Consider the following 23,220-nt stretch of genomic DNA (forward strand, 5'->3'; position numbering starts at 1 on the left):
AATTTTACACCCCTATGAGTTGTAATTAGAATGTGGGAAGAAGAACCAGAATTATTTTTGCATAATCTGGCATTATTACCATTAGCACCATTAACTCGGACAAATTCACCTCAAGGTTTATTATCCCAAATTGCCAATAATGTTGCTAAAATTGCAGATAGGGAGACTAAACAGGATATTGCAGCTTACACAGAGATTTTAGCTGGTTTGCGGTTTGAAAAAGATTTTATTCGTCAATTATTGAGTGAGGATCTTATGCAAGAATCAGTAATTTATCAGGACATTTTACAGAAGGGAGAAGGAAAAGAAGCAGTTAAATTTTGTCTGATGTTACTTAATCAACGTTTTGGAAAACTTGATTCCGAAATAATTGAAAGAGTTAAAATCCTACCTGTGGAACAGTTAGAAAATTTAGGTGCAGCGTTGTTTAATATCTCTGAAGTTGCGGATTTAGTAAATTGGTTAAACCAAGAAGAACATTATTAATAGTGATTTGACAAGTAGGGGTTTAGCAGTGCTAAACCCTTACAAATCTAGGTTTTTTGTAATTTTACGACGGTTAAAAATCTACTCCTCGTTTCAATTCTACACCTTGATTTGCATAGTGTTTATGACAATAAACCTCAGAGTGAATACTGGCTAAATCAAAATATGCAGGTTGATTTTGACAGCGACCGGTAATAATAACTTCTGTGTCTCTTGGTTTACGCAATAACGCTTGCACAATGGGATCAACAGGGAGTAATTCTAAATCAACAGTGGGATTGAGTTCATCGAGAATGATGGTTTTATAGATTCCAGATGCGATCGCAGTTTTGGCAATTTCCCAACCCCTCTCAGCTTCCACATAGTCTAATTCTTGCCGCGAATTACGCCACACGATCGCATCCCGTCCACAGCGTAAATGATCCACCACTTCAGGATAGGATTGCTGCAAAGCCGCGATCGCTGCATCTTCAGTATAACCACTACCACCTTTCAACCACTGCATAATTAACACGCGAGTAGAACCAGGATGATTGATTCCTCTACCAATCGCTTGTAAAGCCTTACCCAAAGCACTAGTTGATTTACCCTTACCTGCACCAGTATAAATTTCTATACCCTCAATGAACAGCGCTGCTGCTGTCGGGTGGTGATGGGGTTTCATTTCTGAATGCAAATCTGCAATATCTAGTAACTGTTGCGGTGCAGCACGTCCGGTAGCGATGATTTCCAATTCTTGGGGTTTAGACTTTAATGTTTTTACCACCTCATCTACTGATAGCAAACCCAAATCTAAAACCGGGTTAATTTCATCTAAAACTACAACCGAGTATAACCCTGATGCGATCGCACCCTTGGCCACATCCCAACCCCTTGCAGCTTCAGTTCTATCAAAGGGGGTAATCTCATCATGTCCAAAAAACTCAGCCCTACCCGTGCGAACCTGATCAATCAAATGGGGAAAACCACGCTGTAAAGCTGCGATCGCACCGTCCTCATCATAATCACGTTCTGGGCCTTTCAAAAACCTCAGCAGTAAGACACGATTAGAATCACTCGGTGTATTTATTCCCAAACCAATCGAGCGCAAAACCACCCCTAAAGCAGCTTGGGACTTTCCTTTTCCAAGTCCATCATAGACGTGAATTTGACCCGTAAGCCGTTCAGAACGTACTTGTGCTGTGCGAATACCGATGCCATTTCTTGTCATCTTTGGAAAAGCTGTAACGTGGCAATCCCCTATTTTACCGAACCTTGGTTTAATTAGGTAGGAAGATTTTCTCTAAAATCTGCCCTATAGATGACACCTCAGTATACTAGTGAAGTCAATGTATTAATAATCTTAATCACAATCTACCATCATACACAGATCGCAAATGACAAGAAGAATGAGATAATTGCCCCCATCATCCGTATTATCTCAGTTATACTGTGGAGTCAACCCTTACTGTTCACCCTTTATGCCAGAAGAATTATCACTTCCCAGAATTTTGCCCGTTGGTGCAATTTTGTTTCAAACTTTATTTTTACTAATTGCCATTGCCATAGAAGGCTATGTTTTGCATAGATGGCTAAAATTTGACAAAAAAACTAGCATCTTTTATGCCATAGCTATGAACGTTTTTTCCACCGTCATTGGCTGGAATCTCTTTTTTCTGATTGAGCCAATATTACCTTTACAAGCAAAATCAGAATTAATGAGCTATGTATTTTTTAACAAGTTCACAAATGTCAGTACGCAGAGTTATATAATCTTCATCTGTTTCATCATGTTCTTCGCTACCTTTTTGGTAAAATTTTTGTTACTAAAAACATTAATTATCGCATTAGATGAAATTGGTAAAAAAGAAGAAACACCGACTACTCAGCGAGAAAAAATCATGATCAATGAAAAATTTAAATTGCAAAATACCAATTTAGTTACCACTACATTAATAGCAAATTCAATGAGCTATACTGCCATAACTGTAGTATTAATACTTCGCAATTTATCTCCAGTTATAAAATAACTGCCTCAAAAAAATTAATTATACACATTTTTCATTATTGCCCATTCTTTGTTATCTATGTTCACCAACGAATTCAATTTTGTTTTCTACATAACTGCCAAAAGAATAACCTTATTAACGTAAAAAAAAATGAACTCATCATTATTCTTTAAAGAAGTAACCCTGATCTTTAAATTTATTCAAGATTTATTTTTGGGAGTTCAAAAACTTTTAATGCCTCCCAAAGCTTTCTCCTGGCAAACATTCATTTATTTAAGTGTATTTTCTTGGGGAACTTCATATTTTGCGCTAGGTTTTATAAAAGACATAATTGCATTAACAGGTTGGTTATTTTTAATAGCTGGTACAGCTTGGTATACCACTGATGATCCTTTAAGAGTACCTGGTACTTTTATGCCGGTTGGAGCATTAATAACTGGATTATTAGTCAGTGTTTTTGCTTTTGGACATCAGGTAAATGTAGTTACACCTAGAACCATCGTTCTCTGGCCAACAATCGCTGCCATCATTACCGCAATACCAGAATTTTTTGCAGGAACAGGGACACAAGCAAAAGCTGCTATTCCCAAACTAGAAACCCGCCAAAAAATAATCGTATTGATTGCTTGGTCTATGTTGATAAGCTGTTGGCTTCAGTTTTATTTTGTCATAGATAAATGGTTAAAAGAATATCCAAGTTTATCCGTAGATAATTTTCAACGCAGTACCTTTGTAATTAGACTAGAACCAAAAACTGAAAAACCAAAAAATGGTGAGACTATCTTAAATAAAATTCAACCACTCATAGAAGAAGAAATAGTTACCAAACCTTGGGCAGAAGTAGAGAGATGGTTGTTAGAAGCTAATAAGGAGGTTGGGAATTTAGGAAACAGAATGATTGATAAAAATCTGGTTAAATATAAAGAACAAAAACTATGGAGTGTTGAACCCCGTGTAGTCAACATCGAATCAGGATACAGATTAGATATCCTCAGCATTTGGAAAGGCCCAAGCTCAAATTCACGCGGTTTTTATATCCAGAAATCTTGTCGCATCCAACCAATTGCATCCGTCAATCAACCAGAAAATAAAAACGCAGTCGCTGGAATTGAATGCGATCGCATTAACAGATTTTACCTTGGTTCCCCACCACCACAACAGTAAGGGTTTGGGGAGATAGTGAAGATGGAGACTGAGACAAGAAGAAGTTTACCAATTACCAATTACCAATCACTATGAACATAGCTAGAACCTTCGTGATGTCAAAAAATGTATTTCATGAAGTGATACGCGATCGCATCCTGTATATCATCGGTTTTTATGCACTCATCCTGGCTGTTGCTAACCGTACCATTTTTGAATTTAGTGCTACAAGCCAAGACAAAATATTTTTAGATGTCGGACTGTCAGTAATGAACGTCATCGGTTTAATTATTGCCATCTTTATAGGTACAGGACTCGTTAACAAAGAAATAGAAAAACGTACTATTCTCATGCTAATTGCCAAACCTATCAGTCGCAGTGAATTTATTACTAGTAAATACTTAGGTTTATCTGGTGTATTGGCAGTACTTGTAGCCGCAATGACAGTTATTTATCTAGGATTTTTACAATTTAGTAAAATGTCCTATCCGATAGAAAGCATTCTCATTGCTTCGTTTTTCTTATTTTTACAATTAACCTTAGTTACCGCTGTAGCCATCACTTTAGGAGTTTTTACCAGTTCCCTCATAGCCACAGCCTTAACATTTGCAGTTTATTTAATGGGAAATATTACACAAGATTTAGTTGCACTTGGTCGTCTTAGTCAAAACTCTGGTGTAGAACGCATTACCCAAGCTTTATATCTTGTACTCCCAGATTTATCTCGCTTGGATTTGAAAAATGATGCCGTTTATGGTTTACAAGCAATGCCTGATATAATCACACTGATTACTAATGCAGTCTATGGTTTACTTTATAGCTTCATGCTGTTAGCAGTTGCTATTTTTATATTCTTACGTAGAGAGTTTTAAAGGAAGGAGTTCGGAGTTCGGAGTCAGGAGTCAGGAGTTAGAAGTCAGAAATTAAAACATTCGAGACTTTAATAAACCATTAACAAGCAACAGGTAATTACTTCAATCGTAAGTATTCAGGATAAAGAATAGTTCAAGTCATGAGAATAAAGGCTTTTTTAGTCAAATTTGATGATTTTGATAAAATATCACTTTTCTCTATTCTTCATTTCATAAGCATTCTGAACCGCAGGTCTGCGTAGCGTCTCCTGACTCCTGACTCCTTCTTCTTACCTTTAATCTTCTTCCCAAGTTCGTAACTGCAAATAAACTAATAGCAAAGTTACAGCTAACAAGACAGTTGCTACTGCTGCTGCGTAACCGAAATCAAATTGACCAAAAGCTTCTTGATAAATGTAATAAACTAATAAATTAGTAGAATTTAAAGGGCCACCACCTGTAATTACATAAACAGGTTCAAAACTCCGCAATGTAAAAATAGCAGTGGTGACAGTAGCGAATATTAAAGTAGGTTGTAATCCTGGTAAAGTAATATGCCAAAATTGTTGCCAATCATTAGCACCATCCAATTCTGCTGCTTCATAACGACTATAAGGAATTGTTTGCAGCCCAGCTAAAAAAACCACCATATTGAAACCTAGTTGTTTCCAAATACTAAATAAAATTATGACTGGCATTGCCCAAAAAGTATCTCCTAACCAAGATATTGGCTGAATAGCAAAAAAATTCAAAAGTCCATTGACTGGCCCAGTATTTTGAAACAACCAGCGAAATCCTAAACCAGCAGCAACGAGAGAGACAATTGAAGGCAGAAAATAGGCACTTCTTAAAATTCCTCTCAAAGCAATGGAACGGTTTAATAATACTGCTAACCCCAAGGGGATGACTAAACTCGGAAAGAGGCTACCAAGGGTGAAATAAACAGTGTTAAAAATAACTTGCCAAAAATCAGAGTTGAGTAGCAAACGCCAGTAATTTTTAAAGCCTACTAAATAAGTCCCCGTTGAAGTAAAACTACCAGCGGTAAAACTGAGATAAAACAAATAGATAATAGGCCAAATAATAAATAAGCCTAACAAAATCAATGCGGGTGTGAGAAAAATCCAAGCAGCGACTGTATCATTATCCAGCAATTGCATAGACGAAAATCGGGATGGTTTCATGATAATCTTATTCAGTCATACGATATTCATCATTCTATGAGTCAATATTACCCGATTGAGGTTGCATCTAGCCTAATTTCTCCTGACATTTCTAGTACAAAATTCACATCAGATACTCCCTTGAAATTAGGAGTTATGGCTTCTGGAAATGGTAGTAATTTTGAGGTAGTTGCTGAAGCTATCCAAGAAGGCACATTAAACGCTAAAATTCAAGTTTTAATTTACAATAATCCTTCGGCTAAGGCAGCAACAAGGGCAGCAAATCACGGTGTAGAAGCTATTCTATTAAATCACCGCGACTATAAAAGCCGCAAAGATTTGGACAGAGAAATTGTTAAGACTTTGCAGCAGTATGATGTAGACTTGGTGATCATGGCAGGTTGGATGCGTCTGGTGACACAAGAATTAATTGACGCTTTTCCTGACAAAATTATTAATATCCATCCCAGCTTGTTGCCTAGTTTTAAGGGTGTTAGGGCTGTGGAACAAGCTTTAGCAGCAGGAGTGAAAATAACAGGTTGTACTGTGCATCTCCTCCGTTTAGAAATGGACAGTGGCCCAATTTTGATGCAAGCGGCAGTACCAGTATTACCGGATGATACGGCGGAAACACTACACGCTAGAATCCAATTACAGGAACATCTAATTTTACCATTAGCGATCGCTTCTCTAGCCTCTCATAGCAGAATACAGGAGTCAGGAGTTCGGAGTTAGGAGTTCGGAGTTAGGAGTTCGGAGTCAGGAGTCAGGAGTCAGGAGTCAGGAGTCAGGAGTCAGGAGTCAGGAGTCAGGAGTCAGGAGTCAGGAGTCAGGAGTCAGGAGTCAGGAGTCAGGAGTCAGGAGTCAGGAGTCAGGAGTCAGGAGTCAGGAGTAAAAATTGCTCTATTACGTTGTATCTTTCCAATTACCAATTACCAATTACCAATTACCCATTACCCATTACCCATTACCTATATAAATGTTACAATCCTCAGTTAGAAATTAAGGATATATTTATGCCAGTTTTAACTAGCCCAATCAAGTTTGGTACAGATGGCTGGCGGGGCGTAATTGGCGAGGAATTCACTTTTGAACGCCTAGCCCTAGTAGCAACCGTTGCCGCCAAAGTTTTATATAGTACTTATTTTCCTACGGTAGGTAATCGCACAATTATTATTGGTTACGATCGCCGTTTTATGGCTGAAGAGTTTGCCCGTGTTGTCGCTAATGCTGTGACTGCTGTGGGCTTTGATGTCCTATTTAGCGAAACTTTTGCCCCCACACCGGCATTTAGTTGGGCAGCTAAAGAACTCAATGCGTTAGGGGCGCTAGTCGTTACAGCTAGTCATAATCCTGGCAAATACTTAGGCTTAAAAGTCAAAAGCGCTTTTGGGGGTTCTGTACCGCCAGAAGTTACCAACGAAATAGAAAGTTTGTTAACCGTAGATGTACCACCCGCAGCCACGACAGGGAAAGAAGAGAAGTTTGATCCCTGGCCTAGTTATTGTCAAGCATTAGCGGCTAAAGTTGATATTGGTAAAATTAGGGAAGCGATCGCATCTGACAAATTAACATTATTTGTTGATGTTATGCATGGTGCAGCGGCGAGTGGATTGGGTAGACTGTTAGGCGAACAAGTCAAAGAAATCAATACCAACCGTGATCCCCTGTTTGCAGGTGGTGCGCCCGAACCTTTGCCAAAATACCTTTCCCAGCTATTTAAAGTCATGAAAACTCATGGGAAAAGTAAGAAACCAGGTTTAACTGTAGGTTTAGTATTTGATGGAGATTGCGATCGCATTGCCGCAGTAGACAAAGACGCTAATTTCCTCAGTTCCCAAATCTTAATCCCCATATTAATAGATCACCTCACCCGCAGGCGTAACTTTACAGGCGAAATCGTCAAAACAGTTAGCGGTTCTGACATCATTCCCCTTGTTGCTAAATTACTGAATTTACCTGTATTTGAAACCGCCGTCGGTTATAAATACATTGCTGACAGAATGTTAGATACAGAGGTATTACTTGGTGGTGAAGAATCCGGTGGCATTGGCTATGGCAGTCATATTCCCGAACGAGATGCCCTACTTTCTGCATTGTATGTCTTAGAAGCAGTTGTAGAATCAGGCTTAGATTTAGGTGATTATTATCGCCAATTGCAACAACAAACCAATTTCAATTCAACCTATGATCGCATAGATTTACCTTTAGCAAATATGGACGTAAGAGGACGGTTATTGCAACAACTGCAAACCCAACCTTTAACAGAAATTGCCGGGTTAGCAGTGATTGATTGCAAAACCATCGACGGTTATAAATTCCGTCTCGCTGATCAAAGTTGGTTAATGATTCGCTTTAGTGGCACTGAACCAGTTTTACGCCTTTATTGCGAAGCACCCACACTAGAACAAGTTCATCAAACCCTAGCTTGGGCAAAAACCTGGGCAGAATCGAATTAGAAGAGATGGGGAAGAGAGGAGAATAAATTTCTATCTATTCCCTATTCACTGCTTACTGTCAACTGTCACCTAATTTTTAATGACAAAAATACTCGTAGTAGCTACAGGAAATCCCGGTAAATTGAGGGAAATGCAAGCTTATTTAGCTGATTCTGGTTGGGAATTAACCCTCAAACCAGATGATTTAGAAGTGGAAGAAACAGGGGCAACTTTTGCTGCAAATGCTTGTATCAAAGCCTCTGAGGTTGCTATAGCTACCGGAAATTGGGCGATCGCAGATGATTCCGGTTTAGCTGTAGATGCCCTCAATGGTTCACCTGGTGTTTATTCTGCCCGTTATGGCAATACAGACGCAGAACGTATTTCTCGGTTATTACGAGAGTTAGGCGATACAGCAAATCGTCAAGCCCAGTTTATCTGTGCAGTAGCAGTTGCAAATCCTGCTGGGGAAATAGTTCTGCAATCTGAAGGTATTTGTCGTGGTGAAATTCTTTATTCAACCCGTGGTGAAGGTGGTTTTGGTTATGATCCCATTTTTTATGTCCCAGAAAAGCAATTAACTTTTGCCGAAATGTCACCGGATTTGAAAAAGTCAATTAGTCATCGTGGTAATGCTTTGAAAAGTTTAGTTCCTCAGTTGGTGCAGGTGTTGGGGTAAGGGTTTTTTTTGGGGTTACTTGTTTTCTATTGGGGATGTTTTTAACGAACCGCAAAGGCACGAAGAACGCGAAGGAAGAGGGGAAGAAGAGGAAGACAGCAAAACTAATTAATTTTTATAGTGTGTCAAACTTCCTTCATTCACCTTACTATATTAACAAAAGCTTACAGTTTTTATATGGAGGTTGATAAATGATAGAACTAGCGAAAAAGGTGTTATATTGCCCGCTAGGTATGTACCTCCTGACAGCGAAATCCGCTGTATCAGACAAATATTAGGCTAAAACTTGCATATCCCCAGTTGATATCCAAGGAGAAATGGTTGCTTTAATTTCTTTACCAATCTTTTGTTCAGCCAGTCTGAGTTCATAATTTTTTTGCAAATTCATCCAAAATTCAGCACTAGTACCAAACCATTGTCCTAGACGTAATGCAGTGTCAGCAGTAATTGACCTTTGACCATTAATTATTTCGGTAATTCTATTTTTTGGGACATGAAGCAACCTAGCTAATTCACTTGCACTTATTCCTAATTCATGCAGTTCATCAGCTAAAATTTCTCCAGGATGAATAGGTGGACGTGCCATATAATTCTCCTTCAGTGATAATCTGTAATTTCTATGTTGAAAGGTTTTAGTTCATCATCTGGCCAATTGAAACAAATTCGCCATTTTTCATTAATGTGGATGCTGTATTGGCCGTCTCTATCACCTTCTAAGGACTCAAAATGATTACTTGGTAATAACATTAAATCCTTTTTACTAGTAGCCGCCTCTAATATTTCAAGCCGTCTGTATGCTTGTCTAGTAAAAGCTTGAAACTCTTTTACTCTCTCACCTAAAGCGAATTGCTCCGTCCTTTTATCTCGATATTTTGGATAATTTTCTGACGGAGACATATCTTAAACAATAGTAGATGTTATGCGTTACGTAACCTATAACTTTTTTTAGTATAGCATGATAAAACTACAAAAGGCGCTGCTGATGTTAGAGATGAAGAAAAATCTTGACAATACCTCATCCCTTAATTCCACAACGCCCAATATTTTAATACTCAGAACTCAGAACTCAGAACTTAAACAGCTTCTGTGTTCTTTTCCCCGGTACGAATACGGATAACTTGCTCTACAGGAGAGATGAAAATCTTACCATCACCAATTTCTCCAGTTCGGGCAGCTGAGATAATTTTATCAACCACCATATCTACCTGGGAATCTTCAACAACGATTTCCACCTTGAGTTTTTGTAGAAACTCAACCGTGTATTCCGAACCCCGGTAGCGTTCAGTTTGACCTTTTTGTCGTCCAAAACCACGGACTTCAGAAATTGTCATGCCCACAATTCCCGCATTCACCAAGGCAATTTTTACCTCATCCAGCTTAAATGGACGGATAATAGCTTCTACTTTTCTCATTTTTTGCAATTCCTGACTTCTAAGAGCATCGTTTATATATCTAACCAGATTAGTTGTCTAAAGCTGTAACTATAGAGCTACTGTTTAACTTGAGTTTGATGTATTGTATTTCACCACTGCTCAGGTGTCTAGACCTTACTTACTGGCTTTGTTCCTGAAGGAGCGATCGCCAATCTGCGATCGCTTTTTCTGTCCACAGCCAATTTTGAGCCAATTTCTCGACCGTAAACTTCGCAGGTTCATTCTCAATCACTGTTTGACGCAGTTTAATTGCTTCTTTCAGATATTGCGCTTGTCTTGCAACAGGTTGATTATTTACAGATTTATATAAACCCAAAGCTAACCCCGCATAAGAAGTTAAAGCCGCTGGTGGCATAATCGGATTGGGAGATTCGGCTTCTGTCAAAGTTGCATTCTGGGGATTGAGTGACAAATTCAAAGCCTTGAACCAGGCATCATTAGCGCGATTTAAATTTCCCTCTGCATAGTAAGCGAATCCCAAAGCATTATTATACAACACAGAATCCGGTTGATCCCGCACCGCAATTTCCCAATAACGACGAGCATCATCAAAACTGTATTTGTTATCTCTAGTTTGAGCAAATTGCCAAGCCAAGCGTCCCCGTAAAAAGTTGACAGATGGATCTTCAGTTTGCTTAGTAGGAATCAGCGCTAAAGCAGTTTCTGCTGATTTCAAAGCGCCACGATTCAATAATTCATCTACAGCCTCTAACCCTGCTTTTAAATTACCTTGACTCAATTGTTCTGTAGCCGTAGCAGTGACAATTCCTGTATTTGATGTTTGTAGATTAATGGGTTCTAATTTGCGGTTAGCAAAATTATCGGTAGGAATCGGCGGGATTTTGCCGACCACTGACGGTCGATGCTGCCACCACATCGCACCCATCAGAATTGCCAGTCCTGCACCCACAAGCCCGAAAATTGGCCATAATCGGCGACGGCGACCTGGTGGATGAATTGATGGTAATGGAGATTGTTGAAAGTTTGCCTGATTAGCTTCAACAATTGGCGTAGTTGAGGCTGTTTCTGCTACACTATCCCCCCATAAATCTAAATCTTCTTCTACCTGTGAAGGCTGCTTCTCCTGGTGATCATTTTCCCGTACTGGCTGCTCTAGTTCCGCCTTCATGGAAGTTTCTTCAGTAGAAACTTGTGGATTACCTAACTGACGAAACAAATCGGAAACAATTGCCGAATCTTCATCATAACCAGGTTGATCATACTCAATTTCATCCAAAAGATCTCCCCACGTATCATCCCCTAGCCAATCAAGCTCAGATGCATCCCGTGCTAAACCTGAAGGCATCATATCCTCAAAATTTAAAGCCATCTGGGCATCATCTGTAGCAGCATACATCGAATTAACTGATGTTCCCACAGGCGAGTGATATTCATTGAACAATTCCGCATTTGCAGACAAACCAATTTGCGGAGACAGAAAACCTTCAAATTCCCGCTGTAGATACAGCATTGGTAACGCCCAGTACATCTGGTGAGAACCATAGGCAGAAATTAAGCCTTGACGTACTCGACTCACACACAAATCTAGGGGATAGCCCTGACTTAAGTTACGGTAAAACAATTGCGTTAATGTCAGCGCCACTTCATCAGGAATCCGTTCTGACATCGCCAAAACGCTTCTTAAACCCCTTTTCACCAAACTTTCAGTTAGATTACGTTCTCCTGTCTCCCCAGATGTATCAGCCTTAGCTCTGTATGCTCCCAAACAAGAGTTAAATACTGCCATTTGAATATTATTATTCACCAGCAACCCTGCTAAATCATCGCCGCTGAGGATTTCTGTTAAGCCAGTTCTTCTACTGACTAGATAAATTTCTCCTCCATTAGTCCCCAAATTACTATGGCCGGAGTAATGCAGAACGTGATATCGTCCCTGTTCTAGAGCTTGGGTTAACTCTTCCCTGCCTGGTTGATCAAGAAGCGTTAGTTCAATCTCTGGAAAATAATTTCCATTTTCAGTGGTTCGGGGGTTCTGGCGATGTAATTCGGCTTGCAAGTTAATTGCTTCTTGTTTGAGCAAATCAAGACGCACTTGGTCAGTGGGGGAAGAAATAACCATCAATACCTTTACCCCGCTGTCTTCCTGTGGCGTGGGGATGTTGCGAGTTGCTAATCTTGATGTTGCGGGAATTCCACTTTGGTAACGAGAAAAAGCGATATATGGCCCAGTAGCTAAAGGGCGATCGCCTGCGTGCATCACTTCCCAAGGCAAACGCGCCAACTTATTATCTTTAAGTCCTAAACGCAAGCGCAGTACCTGCTGCTGATTCTGGGCAATACCCTGGGCAGTAATCCAACTATCTCTAAGAGTGCCTTGAAACAAAGCATTATACAATTGTTGACCCAATGCCACCAAGTTTACAGAGTTTCTAGCGATGCCTGCGGCAGACTGCGACGCAGCATCCCCCTGTAGCACCAACTGTAAAGGGTCATTCATTAAATGTCCTGCTGCCGCCAACCACTCAGCCACAGGCCAAGTTACCAATTCCTCTGCCAATGGCACCCCAGGTGCGACTTGTTCCGTCCGCACCAAGTAGTCATTCTGCCCTACTGGGGTTACGGAAATGTGAAATTCCTGGGTCACAACTTCTCCTGTTTGCCTCCTAAATCCGGTTTGAACCGTAAAAATTTCTAGTCCTTTCTCCCTCTAGCTGATACTTTAGAAGCATATTGCCAAGGAATGTTTCTGATTTTGTGTTGTTTCGCCTTTTTGGCTCGAACAACTTTATCCGGATTGGATTACTTCAGACTAGAACACTTTAATGGTAGATGCACCTTGATCTTCAACTCCCCTGGTAGGCTAACACCCGCCGGGGGTTTTCTTTTTAATTTTGGCAAAAAAAGCAATCTTTGACCCAAGAATTTCTTTTCAAACTATCAGTAGATCGAATTCTGATAAATAACTCCCCCAACCAACTACTAGCCATAGGAATTTCTTTCCGTAAGCAATAGCCAGATTTGGTGAAATTTATCCGGAGCATAGTCATATAACCAGGAACGTTTAAATGGTAGATGCACCCTGATAATTAATTTCCCCTAGTTGGCTAACACCACTGGGGGTTTTTTATATGGTTGACAATATCAATAAATTGAAACGCCACCAAATTTTTCCGGAGATAACATTAAACCTGAGAACATTTAATTAGTAGATGCACCCTGATAACTAACTTCCCCTAGCTGGCTAACACCACTGGGGGTTTTTTATGTGGTTGACAATATCAATAAATTGAAACGCCACCAAATTTTTCCGGAGATAACATTAAACCTGAGAACATTTAATTAGTAGATGCACCCTGATAACTAACTTCCCCTAGCTGGCTAACACCCACTGGGGGTTTTTTATTCATAAACTAAAAACGATTATGCACCTCAATTGATCCGGAGATAGCATTAGACCTGAGAACATTTAATTAGTAGATGCACCCTGATAACTAACTTCCCCTAGCTGGCTAACACCACTTGGGGTTTTTTGTAGTTAGTAACCATCATAGTTCATAAAACCATGGACAAAGATATCATGGTTTACTTCTTATGGAATAAATTTCACCACGACGTTGATTTAGACCACCGACTATTAAGGACTAAAAATGTTTATTTATGCCTAAAATAGCCTATGTCTGACTATAAATCAACTCAAGTTTTGTAAAACAACCCTGATTCTCAAAAATTTATCCGGAGTACGGTATGAAATCTGAGAACACTTAACTGGTAGATGCACCCTGATAACTAATTTCCCCTGGTAGGCTAACACCCACTGGGGGTTTTTTGTAGTTAGCAACAATCATACTACCCTATCTCTGAAAAATTTATCCGTAGCCAGTAGATTTAAAAATTACAGTTACTTGCTATATTCACCCTGATAACTAACTTCCCCTAGCTGACCAACACTCTCTGAGAGTTTTCGCTTCTGAATCAAAAACAAACTTCTGGGGGAGAAATTTATCCGGAGGATAGTGAAGCACCTGAGAAAACTAAATTGGTAGATGCACCCTGATAACTAATTTCCCCTAGCTGGTTAATACCTACTGGGGGTTTTTTATTGGCAAAGACAAGCTTCATATCGCTATCTGCTAACAGGCTAGGGCTGTTGCGATATTCTAGCCTAATTACCACTGGCTAGAAAGTCCCAGTTTAACCTGTTATCTGCCAAAAGCAACACCCCGTTCCTAAATCGCTTTCACTCCATTTTGGGATGAAGCTATGACTTCAGAATGATTGCCGTGATATATAACTAGGGTTCTTAATAATTTTTCCACAATTTAAACTTTGTTTAGCAACCCCATTTTTACTATGGAGTTGGGAATAGGTCACTAAACAATGGTTTTTTAGCTGATTAGAAACCCTAAATTGACACGTCGGTGCTAATATTTCCAGCTATGTTAAGAAATTTAAATGTAGGGCGTGTTGTCGCGCAGCACAACGAACCGTCAAGAATTCTATAACGATGTAAGTACTAGTGGTTTATCAGGTAACTAATCAAACTGACTACTTACTTAAAGCTCTAAAAGCATCAGGACTTACGCAAAACAGAACGGAAGTAGGGGTAATACCGCAACGGGCAAGCTACATGAATTACCCCTAAGAATCAGGTTTTAGATTCAATCTTGCGTAAGTCCTAAGCATAACAAACGCAATAATTTTCCACTCAAAAAAAAATTCATAGAAAATTCATGGAGAAAATCATTGTTATTATGTCGTATTTACACTGACAAAGAAGGTAAACTTCCTCAGAAACAATGGTTTTGCCAATTCAAGGCTAGTGAATTGACGGATGTTAATAAAGGTTAAGTTTATTGATTTAGTGAAAATACGGATGGATATTTAACTAAAGTGGTTGTATGTGTCACGATTAAGTCTAAAGCTAGAAAATCCAGTCACACACATAGCTATACAAATGTACTCCGTACAGGTGAGATATGTGTAGAGCAATAGATTCAGATAATCCTACTCTGTACGGAGTGGCTAAATGAATCAATGCCCCGCTACCCAAAATTTGCCAATGACAAACGCCTCTACCTTGATAGAATTACTGCGCTGGCGTGCTACCCATGAAGTAGATAAACTCGCCTATACGTTCCTGATTGACGGAAAAAAAGAGGGAAGCAAGTTAACCTATGGCGAACTTGACCTTCAAGCCCGTGCCATTGGCGCACTGTTGCAGCAATACAATGCCAAAGGACAGAGGGCTTTATTGCTTTACCCTCAAGGATTGGATGTCATAGCGGCTTTCTTGGGTAGTCTCTATGGTGGGGTGATAGCTATACCTGTACCACCGCCTGATGCGGGAAGGCTGAAGCGGGCTTTGCCTCGATTAAGGGCAATAGTAAAAGATGCAAATGCTTCCTTTGCCTTAACGACTCAACGCTTTCTTAGCATTTTGCAAGAGGCAGAATTAGATTTTCCAGAGTTTGAGCAGATACAATGGATAGCCACGGAAGAGATTGATCTGGCAATGGCAGAACAGTGGCAAGATCCTCAAGTGAGTTCAGATACCCTGGCATATCTGCAATATACATCGGGTTCGACCTCTACGCCTAAAGGGGTGATGATCAGCCACCACAATATCATGCACCACTGTGGCTATTTGCAAAAAGCCTGTGGCTATGATGCAGAGAGTGTTTCTATCACTTGGATGCCTTATTTCCATGATTACGGACTGGTGGAAGGATTGACTGAGCCACTCTACAATGGTCATCCTTGCTATGTCATGTCTCCTCTAGCTTTCATTAAACAGCCGATTCGCTGGCTCCAGGCTATTTCTCAATATCGAGGGACTCATAGTCAGGCTCCCAACTTTGCTTATGAGCAGTGTGTTGGACGTGTTACTGATTTACAGATAGAAAGTCTTGATCTCAGCAGTTGGGTGGCAGCAGGTAATGCCGCAGAACCCATTAATCCTAGGGTGTTGGAAGAGTTTTTTGAGAAGTTTGCGCCCTGTGGATTCCGTTGGGAAAGCTTTGCGCCCGCTTATGGATTGGCAGAAGATACATTGCTGGTGTCAACTAGTCCTAGAGATAAACCACCTGTACTTTGTCTGGTAAAAACATCAGAAATTGAGAAAAACAAAATTGTCGAAGCCAGTAGCTGGGGCGATGGTGTGCGGGCTATTCCTGGATGTGGCCAGTTGGTGTGTGATACCAAAGTAGCGATCGCAAATCCCGATACCTTAACTCGTTGTTCAGCCGATGAGATAGGCGAGGTTTGGGTGGCTGATCCTAGTGTGGCTGGGGGTTACTGGAATCGTCCAACAGAGAGCGAGAGTACTTTCCAAGCCTACACTGTAGATACCAACGAGGGACCATTTCTCAGGACAGGAGACTTAGGTTTTATCAAAGATGGTGAGTTGTTCATCACGGGACGGATCAAAGACTTGATCATTATCAGGGGTACTAACCACTATCCCCAAGATTTAGAGTGGACAGTGCAGCAAATTCATCCCGCCCTACGCCCAGACTACGGTGCAGCTTTTTCCATAGTTGTGGATGCAGTTGAGCGACTAGTGATAGTGCAGGAAGTCAAACGCAATCCTGAAGAGTTTATAGCCGATGAGGTAATTAACAGTATTAGACAAGCGATCGCCGAAATTCATGAACTGCAAGTTTATGCGATCGTCTTAGCCAAACCAGGTAACGTCCTCAAGACATCCAGCGGCAAGATTCAGCGTCGTGCTTGTAAAGCCAGTTTCCTCGCAGGTGAATTGGGCGTGTTAGCAGACTGGAGTGAAAACCCTACATTTTGTGCCAGCTACCAACAACTATCACAGGAAGTCGATTCCTTACTAGATCAAGTGCAAGTTACCCATTAAGGAGAAAACCATGCAACCACTAAAGCAATTTTGGGTCGCAGAAGCACTAGAACGGGATTTAGGCGACCCTGGCAACCCAGATAATATGATGTCCTTCAAACAGGTAATAGACCTGGATGAAAAGGAAGAATTTCCTCACGAAATCATTAACTGGCTATACAACTGGAAACTCCAAGACTATTACATCCCTACAGAATGCGGTGGTGAGTTTACCGGCTTTGACGAGTTTATCTCCTTTGTCCGGGTGCTTTCACGGCGAGATCAAACCGCTGCGATCGCATTCACTACCATGTTTTGGTCATATTTGGTCTGGATGGCAGGAACAGACGAGCAAAAACATACCCTATCCAGCTTCATGAAAGATGCCAACGGCACTATGTGTCTAGCCTATTCAGAAAAGGCTCATGGTAGCGACCTCCTGGGCGGAGATATGCAAGCCAAAAAAGCTTCTGGAGGCTACATCCTCAATGGAGAGAAATGGCCAATTAACCGCGCCACCATCTCTGGAGTTGCTTTTGTACTCGCCAGAACCGACGACGAAGGAGGAGCCAGAAGTCTTTCCCTGTTCATGGTAGAAAAGAGCAAAATTGACCAAGCCAACTATAGCCACCTCCCTAAAATCCTCACTCACGGAGTACGTGGTTCTGATATGAGTGGTATTCGCTTCGATAACTGCTACATCCCAGAATCCATGAGGTTAGGAGCAGAAGGCGCAGGACTAGAACTAGCACTCAAAGGCTTCCAAATTACCAGAGCCTTATGTGCAGCCTTTTCCCAAGGAGCAGCAGATACAGCCCTGCGTACCACCCTCAAATTTGCCCTAGAACGCAAACTATATGGCAAGACAGTCTTTGATATGCCCCAACCCAAACGCACTCTTACAGATGGGTTTTTGGATATCCTTATTTGTGACTGTGCCACCATCGGAGTTGCGCGTGGATTTAATACCATGCCAGAGCAAATTAGCGTTTGGTCAGCAGTAGTCAAATACTTTGTTACTACCACCTTGGAAACAACGGTGCAGAATGTCTCCGTCGTTTTAGGTTCACGCTTCTATATGCGGGAAGCACACGACTGGGGCATTTTTCAAAAAGTTTTGCGGGATAACGCCATCATCAGTATGTTTGATGGCAGCACCGTCGTTAATCTTCATGCCCTACTTTTGCAACTGCGGCAGTTAGCTAAATCTCGTGTTAGAAATGCTGTAAATAACCTAGAAAAACTGCAAACACGCCTAGCTACAACTTTTGACCTCACACAGCCTTTACCCCCCTTCAACGGTAAAAAGCTGGAATTGGTCAACCGGGGTGGTGACGATGTACTCCAAGGACTAGATTTAGCCTTGACATCCCTACAACACCTCAAGGCAGACTCAAATCTTGACCCAGACATTCTGTATCAGATCATCACCCTGACCAACATAGTTCAGGAAGAGTTAAACACGCTTGATGAACAAATTACAGCTTCTACTTTCCAGTTTGGGCATGAGCAATCGCCAGAGGTGTTTGATATGGCGAAACAATACTGCGTCATGCACGTAGCGGCGGCTTGTGTGCATACGTGGCTTCATAACCGCAATCATCTGGGAAAATTCTTTGCTAACGGAGAGTGGCTGGCACTTAGCTTGCGGAAGCTAATGCTGGCATTTCGTTCTGCCAAAGCATTGCCTGGACGGATTGATGACGGGGCTGTTACCCAAGAGTTAATCCGCTTGTACAACCAAAACAAGATGTTTTCGATTGTTCCCTTCCAACTAGCAAATTCTACACAACAGGAAACTACCAATGATGCAAGTCCAAAACTCCAACTCCAAGCTTAATACTCTGAATGCTGTTGATACTATCCAAGGATGGTTAGTTAATCAAATTGCCACACAACTGGGTATCAATGCTCAAACTATCAAAGTTACTGAACCTTTGACTCGCTATGGTTTAGATTCCATTGACTCTGTAACTATCGTTGGTGATATGGAAGATTGGTTAGATGCAGAACTGCCTTCCACTTTACTTTGGGACTATCCAACTATTGAAAAAGCTGCTCAATATTTAGTCAATGAACTGAGTGTATTACCTTCCGCAACCACTGTTACCAAAGCAGCTGCTGTTGCCAGCAAACCAAAAGAAGAAACAACTATCCAAGGCAAAGGCTGGGGTGGAATTTGGAGCAAAATTAGTGGTAGCTGATGTTGGGGGAAATGGGGGAGGAAATTATAGCAATTTTCGGGTAGATGAACTCATTTTTTGTCTCACGCAGAGGCGCAGAGGCACAGAGAGAGATTAAGAGTGTGGTCTAAATACATGAAAAATGTTGTAACTAATTTACCCATTAGTTGAGTAGTTTATATATTTCACGCATTTCTTAGACTGGAGGCAGGGTGAATTGAATTTCTCGGAGTTTTCCTTCTGGTGGGTGCTACTGCTATTTAGCATCCCTTATTTTACAGTCCGTTATGTTGCCAAGTCTTTGAACCTGTGGAGAGGTATTTTCGACACAGTTGGCTTGGTATCAATGTCGTTGTTCTTGTTTCTCAACGCTTCCAAGTCTAGTTTTATCATCTTTATCTGCGAAATTATTTTCAACTACGCGATGGTGTGGTTGATGTTGAGGCAAGAAAAATGGCAAGCTAAAGCGATCGCTACGATTGTAGTAGTTATAGATGTTGCTATCCTCGCCTATTTCAAATACCTGAACTTTTTTGTTGAAGATGTTTTGGGCTTAGTCATACCAGGATTGGCAACAAATTGGCAATCAAAGTCTATCCCTGGTATGGGTTCTATCCCTCCTGGATTGTCGTTTTATACTTTCCAGATGGTGGCATTTGTGGTTGATTCCTACAAAAGCGCCAAAAAACAACCCATTGCAGCTTTAGATTACGTCAACTTTGTCTCCTTTTTCCCCCAAGTTGTCGCAGGGCCAATCGAACGTCGGGCTGATTTCTTTCCCCAGATTGAAAACTTTCAGTTCAAATTTACACTTGATAACTTTGAATCTGGTTTTCGATGGCTATCTCTAGGACTATTTATGAAGTTTGTCCTAGCTGACAATATTTCACCATACATCAAAGTAGATCAAGTTGATAATCCTTGGTTAGTCTGGTTTTTTGCCTTTTTATTTACGCTGCAAATTTATTTTGATTTTGGTGGATATAGTTTTATAGCCTTGGGTTTAGCAAAATTTTTAGGTGTTAACTTAACCCTGAATTTCCTCGCTCCCTATACTTCCCAGAGTATTAACGAGTTTTGGCGCAGATGGCACGTCACTCTCAGCACTTGGTTTCGGGACTATGTTTTTCTACCTTTAATGGGTAAAAACATGAAATTAGCGCCATTCTATTTATTTATTACATTTACCCTATCTGGTTTTTGGCATGGAGCAGCCTGGAACTTCATTATTTGGGGAGCTTATCATGGACTACTGCTGTTAGTACTGCGTTATGCAGGAAGACCTTTTTATAAATTTTTAGGACAGCAAAAATTCCTCATGCCTCAGTTCATTTCCTGGGCTTTGACCTTTGGATCTATCATTTTAGGATGTTTGTTTTTTATGGAAACCAATACTTTGCGGTTAGTAGAAAAACTGAAAGTTTTGGTAACTCCTGGGAATTATTCTTTATCTAACTTGGGTGAAGCTTTGACATTCTTTAATGGGAATGGAGCAGCAGCTTTAGTATTAACTTTAGTGCTGTCTATAGGACTATTGTTAATGGAACAAATTGGAGTTTGGCGACAAGGAGAAACTGAATATGATTTATTAATTTCTCCTTGGGTATCGCGGGTGCTTTTAGTGCTGACTATTTTATTTGCGGCTAATACACCTTCACCGTTTATTTACTTTGAGTTCTAGATTCAGTCCTCAGTTAAAACTCTTAACTGTCACCTGTCACCTGTTATGAAAAAGTTTCTCAGATTTTCTAGTTGGTTTGCGATCGCTACTTTAACTTGGGGTGTTGGTTATTTCTACAATGCCCGTTATGGTGGTGAACTTAGCTGGTTGCGGATGATGTATGAGCAAAAAATGGCCATAGCGAAGGAAGTACAAACACCCCAGCGGATTCTCATTGTCGGTGGATCTGGCGCTCACTACACAGTAGATGCAGGTCTAATACAACAAAAATTGGGAATCCCCACCCTCAACATAGCCACAGATGGACCCATCGGTTTAGATGTAATTTTGCCTAGTATTTCTGATGTCATCAAAAAAGGCGATATTGTCATTCTTATTCCCGAATATTTATTGTTACTAGATAAAGATGGATGGGGCGATCGCTCTGGTCAATTTGGTGTTGCTATCGGTAAACCCGGTTTAGGAAACGTACCCCCCAAGCAACTAGCTCAAGACTTGATGTTATTAGGTATACCCTCCCTACGCGCCGCCACTAAATCATCTTTAGATTTGGTAGAAAAAGGTCATTTAACAGGCTATTATTCTGACCCAGTTACAGCCAAAGGTGATCCAACAGTCATGAAAAAACGGACTAAAAGCGAATGGTGGAAATTGAAAATCAATGATAGCATTTCTCCTCATTCTCTAAAACGGATTCAGCAATTTAAACAAGAAATTGAAGCCAAAGAAGCAACTCTGGTATTAGCGCTTTCTTGGATTTATGGCAGCACTGATACTAAAACCCTCAATAATATCCGCAAAACAGCGGAAGATTTAGGCAAAATTGCCCCTGTACTTTATAACAAAGAAACCTTAAACATTAAGACTGATTCTAGCTTATTTGCTGATACTCATTATCATCTTAATCCTGATGGTCGCCGGACTCGAAGCATTGAACTTGTAGAACAGTTTAAAGCTGTAAATATAGCTCGTAATTAAGTCAAACTTAAATAAAAAAATCTATTTTTATCTGTTTCTCTCTGTGCCTCTGCGCCTCTGCGTGCAATAAAAAAAAGACAAAACCATAACTCATGTATGAAATAAAAGACAAAATTCCTCAAAAAGGTAAGCTAAAACAACCGTATCCGTTGCGGATTTGCATTTTAGGTGGTGGGTTTGGTGGGCTATATACGGCTTTAGAATTAGGAAAAATTGCTCAAATTCGTCAGCCTGATTATGAGATTACTTTAATTGAAAAACGAGCGCATTTCTTATTTACTCCTTTACTTTATGAAGTCGTAACAGGAGAATTACATAATGGCGAAATTGCCCCAACTTATAAAAAATTGCTTTCAGATAGTCAAGCTCAATTTTATCAGGCAGAAATTCAAGGTGTTGACTTAGAAAACCAATTAGTAAACTTGCAAAATGGAGAAATACTAACTTATGATTATTTAGTATTAGCTGTTGGCAAAGAAACAAGATTAGATGTAGTCCCAGGTGCAACAAAATATGCTCGCACCTTTCGCACTTTGGCTGATGCTGAATATTTAAAAAACCGATTGCAGTTTTTGGAAGCATCGAATATACCATTAATTCGGATAGCTATAGCTGGAGCAGGCCCCAATGGTGTAGAAATAGCTTGTAAATTGGCAGATAGGCTCAAAAAACGCGGAGAAATTCGCTTAATTGACAGAGGAAATGAAATACTTAAAACCTTCTCTAAAGGTAGTCGTACTGCATCATATAGAGCTTTAGTTAAACGGGGTGTGAGAATAGAATTAGACACCAATATCGAAGCTATCAAACCTGATGCAATTATTGTTAATCATCACGGTACAACTCATAAATTTCAGACAGATTTAGTGTTGTGGACAGGAGGAAATCAATCAATTGAATGGGTAAAAAATCTAAATTGTCAACATAATCAACAAGGACAATTAATTGCTACACCAACTTTGCAACTAGCAGGATATCCAAATGTATTTGTCTTAGGAGATTTGGCAGAAATTCGAGATATTCAAGGTAACGAATCTCCTGCTACAGCCCAAGCAGCCTTTCAACAAGCTCCCTGTGCGGCTCGTAATATCCGGGCAAAAATCACAGGACGTAAATTAAAGCCATTTAGTTACTTACACCTGGGAGAAATGCTGACATTAGGTATTAAGAATGCTGTAGTTTATAGCTTTGGTATCACCTTAGATGGTAATCTAGCTCGCATTATTCGCCGAGGAGTGTATATTCAACGTTTACCAACTCTCAAACATAAACTTCAAGTAGCTAAAAGGTGGATATTTGGAAAAATGAAAAAATAGGAATCAGAAGTAAAAACTGCTTAACCTTTAAAATTTAGTCCTCAATATTTTATAAATCCCAAATTTATTTATATTC

At 40.3% G+C, this 23,220-nt stretch carries 19 protein-coding genes; 13 read left to right on the plus strand and 6 right to left on the minus strand.

The genetic code is table 11. The features are described from left to right. Positions 1-30: 30 nt before the first annotated feature. Entirely contained in the window at positions 31-486 is a 456-nt protein-coding gene (locus ACOWPH_RS16550; RefSeq protein WP_015216475.1) for a DUF4351 domain-containing protein, read from the plus strand. Between the two features lie 73 nt (positions 487-559). Here the strand turns inward: ACOWPH_RS16550 and ACOWPH_RS16555 are convergent, their stop codons facing one another. Further along, positions 560-1,696 carry a cob(I)yrinic acid a,c-diamide adenosyltransferase gene (locus ACOWPH_RS16555; protein ID WP_015216476.1) on the minus strand — a complete coding sequence of 379 codons (1,137 nt, stop codon included), beginning with the start codon at positions 1,694-1,696 and terminating at the stop codon, positions 560-562. A gap of 250 nt (positions 1,697-1,946) precedes the next feature. Between ACOWPH_RS16555 and fraC the strand changes: the two genes are divergently transcribed. The 3 genes from fraC (at position 1,947) to ACOWPH_RS16570 (ending at position 4,489) form a co-directional block, all read left to right on the plus strand. Beyond that, positions 1,947-2,495, plus strand: a complete 549-nt coding sequence (gene fraC, locus ACOWPH_RS16560) for a filament integrity protein FraC (protein ID WP_015216477.1) — start codon at positions 1,947-1,949, stop codon at positions 2,493-2,495. A 129-nt stretch (positions 2,496-2,624) separates the two neighbouring features. After that, entirely contained in the window at positions 2,625-3,638 is a 1,014-nt protein-coding gene (fraD, locus tag ACOWPH_RS16565) for a septal junction protein FraD (RefSeq protein ID WP_015216478.1), read from the plus strand. A 71-nt stretch (positions 3,639-3,709) separates the two neighbouring features. Continuing rightward, complete coding sequence (locus tag ACOWPH_RS16570) at positions 3,710-4,489, plus strand: ABC transporter permease (RefSeq protein WP_015216479.1); 780 nt, start codon at positions 3,710-3,712, stop codon at positions 4,487-4,489. A gap of 275 nt (positions 4,490-4,764) precedes the next feature. Here ACOWPH_RS16570 and ACOWPH_RS16575 read toward each other — a convergent pair whose 3' ends face one another. Then, positions 4,765-5,652 carry a carbohydrate ABC transporter permease gene (locus ACOWPH_RS16575; RefSeq protein ID WP_042465302.1) on the minus strand — a complete coding sequence of 296 codons (888 nt, stop codon included), beginning with the start codon at positions 5,650-5,652 and terminating at the stop codon, positions 4,765-4,767. 36 nt (positions 5,653-5,688) lie between these two features. On the opposite strand from ACOWPH_RS16575, the gene purN reads away from it, so the two are divergent. The 3 genes from purN (at position 5,689) to rdgB (ending at position 8,748) form a co-directional block, all read left to right on the plus strand. After that, positions 5,689-6,366 (plus strand): phosphoribosylglycinamide formyltransferase, encoded by a 678-nt coding sequence (gene purN, locus ACOWPH_RS16580; protein WP_015216481.1) that lies wholly within the window; start codon positions 5,689-5,691, stop codon positions 6,364-6,366. Between the two features lie 281 nt (positions 6,367-6,647). Continuing rightward, positions 6,648-8,090 carry a phosphoglucomutase/phosphomannomutase family protein gene (locus tag ACOWPH_RS16585; protein WP_015216482.1) on the plus strand — a complete coding sequence of 481 codons (1,443 nt, stop codon included), beginning with the start codon at positions 6,648-6,650 and terminating at the stop codon, positions 8,088-8,090. Positions 8,091-8,169: 79 nt separating this feature from the next. Beyond that, entirely contained in the window at positions 8,170-8,748 is a 579-nt protein-coding gene (gene rdgB, locus ACOWPH_RS16590; protein WP_015216483.1) for an RdgB/HAM1 family non-canonical purine NTP pyrophosphatase, read from the plus strand. 274 nt (positions 8,749-9,022) lie between these two features. Here rdgB and ACOWPH_RS16595 read toward each other — a convergent pair whose 3' ends face one another. The 4 genes from ACOWPH_RS16595 to hetF form a co-directional block, all read right to left on the minus strand. Further along, positions 9,023-9,334, minus strand: a complete 312-nt coding sequence (locus tag ACOWPH_RS16595) for a HigA family addiction module antitoxin (protein ID WP_015216484.1) — start codon at positions 9,332-9,334, stop codon at positions 9,023-9,025. Positions 9,335-9,345: 11 nt separating this feature from the next. Next, positions 9,346-9,645, minus strand: a complete 300-nt coding sequence (locus ACOWPH_RS16600; protein ID WP_015216485.1) for a type II toxin-antitoxin system RelE/ParE family toxin — start codon at positions 9,643-9,645, stop codon at positions 9,346-9,348. A 176-nt stretch (positions 9,646-9,821) separates the two neighbouring features. Then, positions 9,822-10,160, minus strand: coding sequence for a P-II family nitrogen regulator (locus ACOWPH_RS16605; RefSeq protein ID WP_015216486.1), 339 nt, complete (start codon positions 10,158-10,160; stop codon positions 9,822-9,824). A gap of 139 nt (positions 10,161-10,299) precedes the next feature. Continuing rightward, on the minus strand, positions 10,300-12,786 hold the full coding sequence (hetF, locus tag ACOWPH_RS16610) for a cell division protein HetF (protein WP_015216487.1): 2,487 nt from the start codon (positions 12,784-12,786) through the stop codon (positions 10,300-10,302). Positions 12,787-15,201: 2,415 nt separating this feature from the next. On the opposite strand from hetF, the gene ACOWPH_RS16615 reads away from it, so the two are divergent. The 6 genes from ACOWPH_RS16615 to ACOWPH_RS16640 all read left to right on the plus strand — a co-directional run bounded on the left by ACOWPH_RS16615 (position 15,202) and on the right by ACOWPH_RS16640 (position 23,144). Beyond that, entirely contained in the window at positions 15,202-17,007 is a 1,806-nt protein-coding gene (locus ACOWPH_RS16615) for a fatty acyl-AMP ligase (protein WP_042466140.1), read from the plus strand. Positions 17,008-17,017: 10 nt separating this feature from the next. Further along, positions 17,018-18,826 (plus strand): acyl-CoA dehydrogenase family protein, encoded by a 1,809-nt coding sequence (locus ACOWPH_RS16620; RefSeq protein WP_015216489.1) that lies wholly within the window; start codon positions 17,018-17,020, stop codon positions 18,824-18,826. Beyond that, entirely contained in the window at positions 18,792-19,190 is a 399-nt protein-coding gene (locus tag ACOWPH_RS16625; protein WP_015216490.1) for an acyl carrier protein, read from the plus strand. The genes ACOWPH_RS16620 and ACOWPH_RS16625 overlap by 35 nt, the downstream gene beginning before the upstream one ends. Before the next feature lie 226 nt (positions 19,191-19,416). Then, positions 19,417-20,850, plus strand: a complete 1,434-nt coding sequence (locus tag ACOWPH_RS16630; protein ID WP_244887709.1) for an MBOAT family O-acyltransferase — start codon at positions 19,417-19,419, stop codon at positions 20,848-20,850. Between the two features lie 45 nt (positions 20,851-20,895). Further along, entirely contained in the window at positions 20,896-21,828 is a 933-nt protein-coding gene (locus ACOWPH_RS16635) for a hypothetical protein (RefSeq protein WP_015216492.1), read from the plus strand. Positions 21,829-21,920: 92 nt separating this feature from the next. Further along, positions 21,921-23,144 carry an NAD(P)/FAD-dependent oxidoreductase gene (locus ACOWPH_RS16640; protein ID WP_015216493.1) on the plus strand — a complete coding sequence of 408 codons (1,224 nt, stop codon included), beginning with the start codon at positions 21,921-21,923 and terminating at the stop codon, positions 23,142-23,144. Positions 23,145-23,220 lie beyond the last annotated feature (76 nt).

The sequence above is a fragment of the Anabaena sp. PCC 7938 genome (genome assembly GCF_049315035.1).
Classification (GTDB): domain Bacteria; phylum Cyanobacteriota; class Cyanobacteriia; order Cyanobacteriales; family Nostocaceae; genus Anabaena; species Anabaena cylindrica.

What these genes read in the sequence shown, in the direction of transcription:
- purN (WP_015216481.1), top strand. Translation starts at nt 5,689, where the DNA reads ATGAGTCAATATTACCCGATTGAGGTTGCATCTAGCCTAATTTCTCCT.
- ACOWPH_RS16555 (WP_015216476.1), bottom strand. Translation starts at nt 1,696, where the DNA reads ATGACAAGAAATGGCATCGGTATTCGCACAGCACAAGTACGTTCTGAA.
- ACOWPH_RS16570 (WP_015216479.1), top strand. Translation starts at nt 3,710, where the DNA reads ATGAACATAGCTAGAACCTTCGTGATGTCAAAAAATGTATTTCATGAA.
- fraD (WP_015216478.1), top strand. Translation starts at nt 2,625, where the DNA reads ATGAACTCATCATTATTCTTTAAAGAAGTAACCCTGATCTTTAAATTT.
- ACOWPH_RS16595 (WP_015216484.1), bottom strand. Translation starts at nt 9,334, where the DNA reads ATGGCACGTCCACCTATTCATCCTGGAGAAATTTTAGCTGATGAACTG.
- ACOWPH_RS16550 (WP_015216475.1), top strand. Translation starts at nt 31, where the DNA reads ATGTGGGAAGAAGAACCAGAATTATTTTTGCATAATCTGGCATTATTA.
- fraC (WP_015216477.1), top strand. Translation starts at nt 1,947, where the DNA reads ATGCCAGAAGAATTATCACTTCCCAGAATTTTGCCCGTTGGTGCAATT.
- ACOWPH_RS16620 (WP_015216489.1), top strand. Translation starts at nt 17,018, where the DNA reads ATGCAACCACTAAAGCAATTTTGGGTCGCAGAAGCACTAGAACGGGAT.
- ACOWPH_RS16615 (WP_042466140.1), top strand. Translation starts at nt 15,202, where the DNA reads ATGACAAACGCCTCTACCTTGATAGAATTACTGCGCTGGCGTGCTACC.
- ACOWPH_RS16635 (WP_015216492.1), top strand. Translation starts at nt 20,896, where the DNA reads ATGAAAAAGTTTCTCAGATTTTCTAGTTGGTTTGCGATCGCTACTTTA.
- ACOWPH_RS16600 (WP_015216485.1), bottom strand. Translation starts at nt 9,645, where the DNA reads ATGTCTCCGTCAGAAAATTATCCAAAATATCGAGATAAAAGGACGGAG.
- ACOWPH_RS16625 (WP_015216490.1), top strand. Translation starts at nt 18,792, where the DNA reads ATGATGCAAGTCCAAAACTCCAACTCCAAGCTTAATACTCTGAATGCT.
- ACOWPH_RS16605 (WP_015216486.1), bottom strand. Translation starts at nt 10,160, where the DNA reads ATGAGAAAAGTAGAAGCTATTATCCGTCCATTTAAGCTGGATGAGGTA.
- ACOWPH_RS16585 (WP_015216482.1), top strand. Translation starts at nt 6,648, where the DNA reads ATGCCAGTTTTAACTAGCCCAATCAAGTTTGGTACAGATGGCTGGCGG.
- ACOWPH_RS16640 (WP_015216493.1), top strand. Translation starts at nt 21,921, where the DNA reads ATGTATGAAATAAAAGACAAAATTCCTCAAAAAGGTAAGCTAAAACAA.
- rdgB (WP_015216483.1), top strand. Translation starts at nt 8,170, where the DNA reads ATGACAAAAATACTCGTAGTAGCTACAGGAAATCCCGGTAAATTGAGG.
- ACOWPH_RS16575 (WP_042465302.1), bottom strand. Translation starts at nt 5,652, where the DNA reads ATGAAACCATCCCGATTTTCGTCTATGCAATTGCTGGATAATGATACA.